Source organism: Flavobacterium gyeonganense, assembly GCF_029625295.1.
Lineage (GTDB): Bacteria > Bacteroidota > Bacteroidia > Flavobacteriales > Flavobacteriaceae > Flavobacterium > Flavobacterium gyeonganense.
This window is the reverse complement of the sequence record NZ_CP121112.1, coordinates 4,437,152-4,448,205: the sequence shown is the minus strand read 5'-3', so window position 1 is coordinate 4,448,205 and position 11,054 is coordinate 4,437,152. Positions and strand designations below refer to the sequence as shown.

The window sequence follows — 11,054 nt, the reverse complement described above, 5'->3', positions numbered from 1 at the left end:
AAATAGATATTTTTTTTACGGTTAAATGGAAGTGTTTATAATTAAAAACAGAATTTCTAAAACAATTTAGAAGTTCTTTTCTATTTAAAGAATTTTATTCAATAAAAAACTAAGACAATCATTATCCAATTAAAAAGAATATAAATATTCAATAACCCTTTGGATTAATAGATTATTAAAAATTCAAAATTCATTCAAAATTGATTTGCTAAATTGCGTTATGAAAATACTAATAATAGAAGACGAACATGAATTGACTCAAAGTATTAAAAACTACTTTCAGCCAAATGGTTTGCATTGTGAAATGGCAGACAACTACAAAACTGCCTTTGAAAAAATAAGCATTTACGATTATGACTGCATATTATTAGACTTAATGCTTCCCGACGGAGATGGTTTTGATATTCTGAAAGAACTCAAAAACAAACAAAAAACTGATGGTGTTATTATCATCTCAGCAAAAGAAACCCTTGATACACGAATTGAAGGTTTTACTCTTGGTGCCGACGATTATTTGACTAAACCTTTTCATTTATCGGAACTTCTGGTTCGTATTCAGGCACTTGTACGGCGAAAAAACTTTAAAGGCAACAATAATGTTGTTTTTAATGAAATTAGTATTGATATCTTTGCCAAAACGGTTTCGGTACAAAATAAACCCGCTGATTTTACCAAAAAAGAAATCGATCTTTTACTATTTTTAATCGGAAATCAGAATAAGGTTTTATCAAAAGGCGCAATTGCTGAACATTTGTCTGGAGATATGGCAGATATGCTTGATAATCACGATTTTGTTTACGCGCATATCAAGAATTTAAAAAAGAAACTGACCAAAGCCGGAAGCGGCGATTACATTAAAACAATTTATGGTTTAGGTTATAAATGGCATGAAGAATAAAAAATTACTAAATAAAACCACCAGTAGTTTTCTGGTTTATGCCGTAATTATTTTACTGCTCTGTGCTCCTGTTTTTTATGCGATCAGCAAATGGCTTTATATTTATGAAACCGATGAAGTACTCCTGTTTCATAAAGGTTCTTTTATCAAACAAAGCCATAAAAGTTATACCGAATCAGATATTGCAGCCTGGAACAAATACAACCGAAATGTTGATATCGTGGCCGATATGGGCGTAAAAAAAGATTCGATTGTAAGCAAAATGCTGTTTGATTCTATTGCCAATGAAAAAGAACCTTTTCGCGTGCTTTATACACCAGTTCAAATCAACGGAAAGAAATATACTTATATCGAAAAAAGCAATATGGTCGAAATGGAAGGAATGGTTTACAGCATTGCCGCCATGTTTTTATGCGTGATTATTATTTTAATGATTGGGATTATTTGGATTTCAAAAGCTACAGCGGCCAAAATCTGGAAACCTTTCTATAACACGCTTGAACAAATTCAGGATTTTGAAATTGATAAAAACAAAGCACCTCAGTTTATTGAAACTGATATTGACGAATTTGATCGTTTGAACAAAAGTTTAGAACGTCTTATCGAAAAAAATACTACTATTTATAAAAGCCAAAGAGAATTTATAGAAAATGCGGCACACGAATTGCAGACTCCGTTAGCACTTTTTCAAAGTAAAATCGATACATTATTCCAGTTTCCAGATTTATCCGAAGAACAATCGGAGCTTTTGAGTTCGCTTAACAACGATGTTTCAAGAATGAACCGATTGAATAAAAACCTGTTGCTGCTTTCTAAAATTGATAATGACAGTTATTTTGAAAAAACGAATATTTCTCTGAATGCTACCTTAAATCGTCATTTAGATTTTTTTATCGAACAAGCTGAATCCAAACACTTATCTGTAAATATTGAAACTGAAACCGATATTACCCTTCATTCGAATACCGTTTTAATCGAAGTCCTGATTAATAATTTATTTCTAAATGCCATTCGTCATAATGTTAAAGGCGGAAAAATCAATATTTCGACCACTTCTGATGCGCTAACTTTTTCAAATACAGGACAAAATACTGCTTTAAATTCTGAAAAATTTTTCAATCGTTTCTCAAAATCCGATCCTTCATCTCAAGGAAATGGATTAGGATTGGCCATTGTCAAAAAAATTACAGAACTCAACAACTGGGATTTAGTCTATACGTTTGATGAAAATCTACATCATTTTACTGTAAAGTTCTAAAATTCAAATTTTCTCCAAAATCACATAAGAAATTCGCTTTATATAAATTTTAAAATATAGAATCGTGAATTTTCTAAAAGCCATTATTCCACTACAAATTTTGTATAGTATTGTATGCCTGCTGTTTTGCATTTCAGGCATTGCGCAGACTAAAACGATCACGATTTCAGGAACCATAAAAGACAATACTGCTAAAACGGTACTTCCATACACCAATGTCATTTTGAAATCAAAAGATCAAAAAGTCGCAGCTGGAACCGTTACCAATGAAAAAGGAATCTTTACCATAGAAAATATCAAACCTGGAAATTATACTTTAGAAATAAGTTCTATTGGTTTTGTTACAAAAACCCAAAGTTTATTTGTGGGTTCTATGTCGGATTTCTTAAATATTGACAATATTACTTTATCAGAAGATGCACAAACGCTTAACGAAGTTGTGGTCAATTCCAAGCAAGAATCCGTTACCAATAAAATGGATAAAAAAAGCTTCAATATGGGCGATAATATTACCCAAAGCGGAGGTTCGGTTTTGCAAGCCATGCAGAATCTTCCAGGCGTAACGACTCAAGATGGAAAACTTTTTTTAAGAGGAAATGACAAAGTAATGATTTTAATTGATGGAAAACAGACTGCTTTAACCGGATTTAATGGCCAAACGGGTCTGGATAACATTCCGGCATCAGCAATAGAAAAAATTGAAATCATCAATAATCCTTCTTCTAAATTCGATGCAAATGGAAATGCTGGAATTATCAATATTATTTACAAAAAGAACAAACAAGAAGGTTTTAACGGGAAAATAGGTCTTACATCTGGATATGGTTCTTTGTGGGAAAGAAAAGCCAACCTGCCAACTATTACACCACAATACAAGGTTACTCCGAAAATAAATCCTTCTCTTTCTTTAAATTATAAAAAAGTAAAAGTAAATGTTTATTTTCAGGGCGATTATCTGTATACCGAAACGCTCAACAAAAATGAATTCGTAACCCGAACTTACAATGACGGAACGATTATAAACCAGCAGACGAAACGAAATCGCGATACACAGTTTACCACTTTTAAAACTGGAATCGACTGGGCGATTAATGAAAACAATAACTTTTCGTTTTCTACTTTATATGGAAGTGAAAAAATTCTGGATCACGGAGAAGAACCTTTTTTCAATGCTGATTATTCTAAAAGACAACGTTTATGGAAGTTTATTGAAGATGAATTAAAAACCACCATTACAGCTTCGACTTCTTATCAGTATAAATTTAAAGAAGCAGGTCATGTTTTGAATGTGGGTCTTAATTATACTTTTCACAGAGAAGACGAGAAATATTTCTTTGATAACATAATGCCTGATTTTACTGGAAAAGATGCTTTTAAATTACTTTCGGATGAAAGTGTTTTGGATTTCAATTTAGATTATACAAAACCTTTAAAATACGGTCGATTTGAAACGGGTGTCAAAATTAGAAGCCGAAATATTCCAACCAACATGCAGTTTTTCCCAGGAACCAATTCGCCAATTGACAGCAATGCCGGAGGGAAAGCCACTTACGAAGAAATTATTCCTGCTGTTTACGGAAATTATTTTTTCGAATCGAACCGAATTGAAGCCGAAGCCGGACTGCGAATGGAATACATCAATTTGCAATATAAAGTAAATCCAAACCATCCGACTTATAAAAGCGATGGATATAATTATTTTCAGCCTTTCCCGAACGTCCGTTTGGCTTACAAAATAAATGACAACCATAAATTATCACTTTTTTACAACCGTAGAGTCGATCGTCCAAATGAAGTAGACATCCGAATATTTCCGAAATACGATGATGCCGAAATTATTAAAGTAGGAAATCCAGGACTTCGTCCACAGTTTACCAATACGCTTGAATTTGGTTACAAAGCTTCTATTACTAACGGCTACTTTTTCGCTTCACTCTATAATAAATTCGCTAACGGAACTATTACGCGCATTGCTTTAACGCAACCCAATAGTGATTTGATTTATAATGTTTTTCAAAACGCCGGAAAAAATTCTATGACGGGAATGGAAATGATTTTTTCTAAAAAGCCTTTCGCATGGTATTCTTTTAATCTGAATGCAAATTTGTATCAGAATGTTATTAATGCTTTTACGGTTCATATTTTATATCCATCGCCCATTACTTTTTCAGATGAAAAACAAAGCATCACAACTGGAAATATCAAATGGAATAATATTTTCAATTTTTCTAAAACATTTACAGGACAATTATCAGCTGTTTATCTAGCTCCAGATATTATTCCACAAGGAAAAATCGATGCTAGATTTTCAATAGACGCCGGAATTAAAAAAACAGTTCAAAAAGGAAAAGGAGAATTCTTTGTAAATGCCACAGATCTCTTGAATTCACTGGTAATTAAAAAGGAAATCAACGGAACTAATTTCAGTTATAGAAGCCATGATTATTACGAAACTCAGGTAATTCGTTTTGGTTACAATTACAAATTTTAAAATTCAAAATTAATTCAAAATCATATTAGAATTTCGCTTTAAAATTTAATCGAAATCCTATTGCTGTAAAACTACGCTTACCCTAAAATTTTCTCAAAAATGAACAAAAGCATTGTTTTATTATCGTGGCTAATCTGTACTTGTACACTTTCTGCGCAAGAAACTGTTCAAAATGATAGTATCCAAACGGATACTCTTAAGCCTTTAAAATTCAATTACAAACAACTTATTATTCCTACTGCCCTTATTGGTTATGGAGTAATTGGTATTGAGAGCGATCAGCTTAAAAGCTGGAATTCACAAATTCGTGATGAAGTAAAAGAAGATATCGACGAGAAAATTTCGATCGACGATTTCAGTCAGTGGGCGCCAGCCGCTTCGGTTTTTGCATTGGACGCTTTTGGTGTAAAAGCCAAACACAGTTTACGAGATCGAACCGTAATTTTTGCGACTTCGTATGCTATCATGACGGCAACGGTTATGAGTTTAAAATCAATAACCAAAATCGAAAGGCCTGACAGAAGTTCGAAAAACTCCTTTCCTTCAGGACATACCGCAACTGCTTTTGCCGGAGCCGAAATGTTATGGCAGGAATACAAAGACAAGTCAATCTGGTACGGAATTGCGGGTTATGCCGTGGCAACCGGAACAGGGCTTTTAGAATTTACAACAACAGACATTGGCTAACAGATGTCGCAGCTGGAGCCGGAATTGGAATTCTAAGTACTAAAATGGCATATTGGCTAAATCCTTATATAACCAAAACTTTATTTGGTAAAAATCATCAGGAAAGTAAATCTACAACATTTGTAATGCCCAGTTACGACGAAAAAACAAAAACAGTTGGACTAAGCTTTGTCAAAACCTTTTAAAAATAAATTCGGTTTATAAGTCAAATGCAGATCAAATCATTTTACAAAACGTGACATTTCTGATGCTGCCAGTAAAAAAGCGCCCACTCCAAAATCAGCTGTAAAATTCTTATCTACCACTTGTCCCGGAATCGCTTTTTCACCAATTGGCTGTACATAGCCTACTGTCCCATCTTCCTGAAGTGCAAATTTGGTTAAGTAATTCCATGATTTTTCTACAACCGGCAGATACGTTTTCTTGTCTAAAATTCCATTATTGATTCCCCATAAAAATCCGTAGGTAAAAAATGCTGTACCGCTGGTTTCAGGTCCCGGGGCATGTTCGGGATCCAGAATACTTCTTGTCCAATAACCTTCAGTTTGTTGGGCTTCCGCCAAAGATTTAGCCATATCCTTAAAACGGCTGATGTATTCTGCCCTGTGTTTAGCCGATTTTGGCAAATCCTGAATAATTTTGGCATAACCGGCAAAAATCCAGCCGTCTCCCCTTGCCCAAAAGTCTTTTTTACCGTTAGCACTTTTGTGTTTTGGATATACATATTTCGCATCACGGTAATATAATTTTGCCTCGCTATCATACATAATACTATCCGAATATTGTAGATATGAATGTAGTTTTTCCAGATAAATTTCGTTTCCGGTAACGTTGTAAAGCTTTGTCATTACAGGCATGACCATATACAATCCGTCAACCCACCACCAGTAATCATTTGCCGGAGTACTCATTTCATATTCCATCACTTCGCGGGCACGGGCAATTTTACCTGGATCCTTTTTTCCTGTAAAGTTGTATAAGTCGATATAAGTCTGAAAACAAATCTGCCAGTCACCAAACAAAACATGTTTATCAGTTTCTCCATAATTGTATTTCCACTCCGCCTTGTCATTTGATTTGGCGCCCATCCATTGGTTTTTCTCGGCCCATAACAGCGAATAATCCAGATACTTTTTGTTTTTAGTCACTTTATAAGCTTCCATGTTTCCGGTATGATAAGCCGAAACATGCCAAAAAGAATTCCCCGGTTCAGGATGTGTTTCCTGCCAGTGATTATTTACTTTATCAATAATCGAAATAACTTCTGCTTTTGATTGCTTTATTGCAGATTTCTTTTGCGCCGTAATTTTACAGCTTAGCAGTGAAACAGCAGTCAATGTAATAAAAAATGAGTTTTTTAAATTTATCATTATATAAAATTTTGGTTTAAAATCTATTAGTAAAGTTTTTCTATGTATTTTGAAATATACTTCTTTTTTATTCTTTACATACAAAAATGATTTATCAATGTATGCATTTTATGAATCAGCGAATAGTTTCATCCATATTTTGATTTGCATTTATTTAAAATTATAATCAAGTTGATTTCCAGAAACTTTCATTCAGAATGTATTTGTTATCCTTTACATTTTGATACTTCTTCTTAAATTCTGAAGGATTTAAATTGTAAAATTGCTGAAAGTGCTTCCTGAAATATTTAATATCGCCAAAACCTGCAATTGCAGCCGCTTCACTGATCTGTAAATCGGTAGTAATTAATAAGGTTGCTACTTTTCGCAATCGGACATTTCGGGTAAATTCTGAAACTGATTTTCCTGTAATCTTTTTGATTTTTTTATAAACCAAAGAATAACTCATACCTAAATGTTCTGATAAATCATTTACATTAAAATTCTCCACATCTAAATTCGCATCTATGATTTCTACAATTCTGTCAATCAGTTTTTTATCCTCATCAGATAGCTTTAAACTTTCCGATTTTTTAGTTACTGAATTCAGCATATAATGCTGCTCGCTTTCACGTCTCGCTAATATTCCGCTGATTCGGGCTAATAAATAGTCATTATCAAATGGTTTTGTAATATAATCATCTGCTCCTACTTCGGCGCCTTTCAGCTTTATATCTTCAGAAGTTCCTCCAGTGAGCAGTATAACCGGAATATGCTTTAGCTCGTCATCAGATTTAATGTGTTTGCAAAACGTAACTCCGTTCATTTCACCCATTACCACATCAGAAATAATCAGGTCGGGCATTACTTTTTTAATTATAGCCAAAGCTGCTTCTGCATTTTCAGCTATCGTAACATGATATTTTAGCATCAATATCCTCTTTAAATAATTCCTGATCTGAACATTATCATCTACCACCAAAATGCTTTTCGCATCTTTAATCAAATCCTGAACATTTTCAGGTTCTTCGATAGTTTGCAATACATTTTTCTGTACCGTATCTTCTAAAGCTTCTTCTAAAAACAAGGTTCTGTCGCTCAAATCTTCACGGATTTCGATATTCCCAAAATGCTCTTTTCCGAGTAATAATTTAATTTCAAAAACAGATCCTCCTTTTTCATTATCACGACAGCTAACTTTTCCGTGATGTTGTGTAATAAACTGTTTAACCAGATACAAACCAATGCCGAAGCCTTTTCGGTTATTCCTGATATTTTGACTGGACTGATAAAACAGATTAAAAATTTTGTCTTTATCCGCATCCGGAACTCCTTCACCATTATCGATGACACTGATAACTATTTCATTTTCTGAACATCTTAAACTGACAGTAACTATTCCGTTTTCTTTTTCAGTAAATTTTAATGCATTCGAAATCAAATTGAAAATCGCCATTTCAATCTTTTCCCGATCCACGTAAACCATTACTTTTTCTTCGGAAATGCTAAAACTGTAATCTATTTTTTTTGTTTTGGCATGCTGAACAAAACAGCTAAAAACCTCTTTGCATAGTTCTACAATATCAATCTGGCCAATTTTAAGTTTCCCTGTTTCGGTTTCAGTTTTTCGAAAAAGAAGCAGCTGGTCAACCAGACTCAGTAACCTTCTCGAATTACTGTACACCATTTCTATCGCTGCCGGATCTATCTGCTGGTCTGTTCCGTAAATGATTTCCTTTAGCGGATTAATTATCATGGTCAAAGGCGACCTGAACTCATGTGAAATGTTGGTAAAGAACGTTAATTTCTTTTCATTCAGTTCTTTTTCCTGCTTCGCTAAATCCTGAGAAAGCCTTACCTCATATTTTAGTTTTTCCTGTTGCCGCTGGTATTTATCTACAACATAAATAATGAATCCGATAAGGAGAAAATAGAAAAAATAAGCAAAGCCACTTCTGTACCATGGGGGTAAAATGGTGATGGGCAATGAAATGGATTTTGTATTCCAGATTCCCTCTGCATTTGTAGATTTAATTTTGAGGACATAATCGCCTTCTGTAATTCTGGAATAGTTTGCATTGCGAATATTGTCAACATAATGCCATTGCGAATCCCAGCCTTCTAAAAAATAAGCATAAGATATTTTTTCAGGCAGACTGTATTCTAATGCTGCAAATTCAATGTTCAGCATCGATTCGTCGTAAGGCAATTCTAATTTATCAATTCCGAAAACAGACAAACCCGACTGATCATAAGCCTTATTGTTTACTTTTATCGAAGTGATAATCAGTTTAGGGAAATCATGAAATTGATTCGTTATTTTGGTATCGATAATATTGAAGCCTTTAATTCCGCCAAATACAATTTCGCCTGTAGAAAGTTTTAATGCTGCATTATAATTAAACTGATTGCTCTGAAGTCCGTCTGCATCATGATAACTCGTTATTTTTCCGTTAGCTGCATCGTACACAAATATCCCGTTATAGGTACTGCACCAATAAGTTCGATCGTTATCCTGAACAATATTCAAAACCGAATTATTAGGAAGTTTATTTTTTTGAGTCAAAAAGCTGCTATTAAATGTCTTCGGATTAAAAAGCATCAAACCTCCTCCTTCTGTACCCACAAGCATTTTGGTATCAGAATGTGAAACAATTGAACGGACCGGATATTTTACCTCAAGTTCTCTACTCTTCATTGTTTTGAGATTGAGCTGGTACAATTTCGAAAAATTTCCAATCCAAAGATTACCGTTTTTATCTTCTGACATAGAAATAATTCCCCTGATTCCGGCATCTACAAAATCAAAAAGATCAGTTTTTTCATTATAACGATACAATCCTTCTTCATCGGGAGAAGCGGCCCATAAAGTGTTGTTTTTACTTCGAAAAAGCACCCAGATATTCTTTTGATGTCCGTTGAGTTTAGGATTATAAAGTTTGTATTTTTTAAAACTTCGGGTGTGAGGATTAAATAAGCAAACGCCTCCTCCATAAGTTCCAAACCAGGTTCCTTTTGTATCTTTAACAATAGCTGAAACAAAATTGTTAGATAATGAATTTGGATTCTTTGCATCATAGGAATAATTAGTAAACGTATTATTCTTTCTGTTCCATAAACTTACACCGGCCCCGTCTGTTCCTATCCAGAGATTTTCATTGTCCTGTTCTGATAATGAAAGGATAAAATCACTGGGCAGCGTATTTTTTATTTTCTCATTTCTTGAAATGGTCGTAAAAGGACTTTTTCGTTCTTCAATTGTATTTACTCCGCCTCGCAAAGTACCAATCCAGACACGGTTTGTATTGTCTGAAAACAAAGAGGAAATAGCATTACTGTTGAGTTTTTCTTCGTTTAGATCTGAACTTAATAAAGAAAAATTATCTGTGCTGTAATTGTATTTTACAACTCCGTTGCCATTTGTAGCAATCCATAATTCTTTCTCATCTGGCCTGCACATCAAATCTAAAACAGGATATTGTACTTCCTGATTTTTATAAAGGTGATGCGTTCTGTTTACGACGTTGTATCGCAACAATCCATCTTCGGCTCCCAGCCAAATATTTGAAAATTTATCATATAAAATGCAGCCGCTGCCCACCGCAAAAGGGAAAACTACGGAAAGTTTTTGTGCTGATGCATCCATTGAAACAAGTCCGATACCTGCAACAGAGCCCCAGAGTTTACCGGATTTATCAAAATCAATTTCCTGAACATGATAATCCCACAATAATTTACCTTTTACATAAAGCGGAATCTGAATGATTTTTTCTTCATTCCCTTCATAATAAAGCAAGCCCTTACCCGCGGTTGCGATATACAGTTTTGATTTAAAATCCCGAATTTGATTGATTACAAAATCAATCACTTCATTTTTAGAAGTTTTGGCATTCGTATAATTCTTTGTTATAAACTTATTTCGTAAATAATCGTAAACACTTATTCCTCTTTTTGTACCGATCCAAACTTCATTCTGAGTACCGCAAATCGTAACAATTCTATTGTTGACTAACGAATTGACATCATTAGGCTCATTTCTGAAACTCAGAAAATTATATCCGTCATACCTGCTGATCCCATCATAAGTTCCAAACCACATTAATCCCCGCTTATCTTTATAAACAGAAGTTACCGCATTATTGGCAAGACCATTTTGGATTCCAATATAACGAATATCATATCTTTCCTGTCCATTTTTTGGAATAGCTGTTTTTTCCGACTGTGGTAGTGCCGAAAAGCATACAAAAAACAATAAAAATAAAAGTAATTTATTTCTCAAAATAGTAAAAGTTATGAGACTGAAAAATATTCTTAAATCAGAAAAACCTATGAATAACTCATAGGCTTTCTGTTATATAAACAAAATGTCAA

General features: G+C 33.9%; 7 protein-coding genes. 5 read left to right on the top strand and 2 right to left on the bottom strand.

Going from position 1 to position 11,054, the window contains the following annotated elements; genetic code table 11:
• Positions 1-220 precede the first annotated feature (220 nt).
• The 5 genes from P5P89_RS19195 (at position 221) to P5P89_RS21825 (ending at position 5,519) form a co-directional block, all read left to right on the top strand.
• Positions 221-898: a response regulator transcription factor gene (locus tag P5P89_RS19195; protein WP_278009755.1), complete on the top strand. Its 678-nt coding sequence runs from the start codon at positions 221-223 to the stop codon at positions 896-898.
• On the top strand, positions 888-2,156 hold the full coding sequence (locus P5P89_RS19190) for a sensor histidine kinase (protein ID WP_278009754.1): 1,269 nt from the start codon (positions 888-890) through the stop codon (positions 2,154-2,156). The genes P5P89_RS19195 and P5P89_RS19190 overlap by 11 nt, the downstream gene beginning before the upstream one ends.
• A 64-nt stretch (positions 2,157-2,220) precedes the next feature.
• On the top strand, positions 2,221-4,647 hold the full coding sequence (locus P5P89_RS19185) for a TonB-dependent receptor (protein ID WP_278009753.1): 2,427 nt from the start codon (positions 2,221-2,223) through the stop codon (positions 4,645-4,647).
• A gap of 99 nt (positions 4,648-4,746) precedes the next feature.
• On the top strand, positions 4,747-5,334 hold the full coding sequence (locus P5P89_RS19180; protein WP_422851757.1) for a phosphatase PAP2 family protein: 588 nt from the start codon (positions 4,747-4,749) through the stop codon (positions 5,332-5,334).
• 44 nt (positions 5,335-5,378) lie between these two features.
• Positions 5,379-5,519, top strand: coding sequence for a hypothetical protein (locus tag P5P89_RS21825; protein WP_422851756.1), 141 nt, complete (start codon positions 5,379-5,381; stop codon positions 5,517-5,519).
• 36 nt (positions 5,520-5,555) lie between these two features.
• Here the strand turns inward: P5P89_RS21825 and P5P89_RS19175 are convergent, their stop codons facing one another.
• Both P5P89_RS19175 and P5P89_RS19170 read right to left on the bottom strand, forming a co-directional pair.
• On the bottom strand, positions 5,556-6,704 hold the full coding sequence (locus tag P5P89_RS19175; RefSeq protein ID WP_278009752.1) for a glycoside hydrolase family 88/105 protein: 1,149 nt from the start codon (positions 6,702-6,704) through the stop codon (positions 5,556-5,558).
• 166 nt (positions 6,705-6,870) lie between these two features.
• The gene (locus P5P89_RS19170) at positions 6,871-10,962 is read right to left on the bottom strand and encodes a hybrid sensor histidine kinase/response regulator transcription factor (protein ID WP_278009751.1); all 4,092 of its coding nucleotides are present in this window, start codon (positions 10,960-10,962) and stop codon (positions 6,871-6,873) included.
• Positions 10,963-11,054 lie beyond the last annotated feature (92 nt).

Excerpts from the sequence above, each read along its gene's own strand:
- P5P89_RS21825 (WP_422851756.1), top strand. The coding sequence starts at position 5,379 with ATGGCATATTGGCTAAATCCTTATATAACCAAAACTTTATTTGGTAAA.
- P5P89_RS19190 (WP_278009754.1), top strand. The coding sequence starts at position 888 with ATGAAGAATAAAAAATTACTAAATAAAACCACCAGTAGTTTTCTGGTT.
- P5P89_RS19195 (WP_278009755.1), top strand. The coding sequence starts at position 221 with ATGAAAATACTAATAATAGAAGACGAACATGAATTGACTCAAAGTATT.
- P5P89_RS19180 (WP_422851757.1), top strand. The coding sequence starts at position 4,747 with ATGAACAAAAGCATTGTTTTATTATCGTGGCTAATCTGTACTTGTACA.
- P5P89_RS19175 (WP_278009752.1), bottom strand. The coding sequence starts at position 6,704 with ATGATAAATTTAAAAAACTCATTTTTTATTACATTGACTGCTGTTTCA.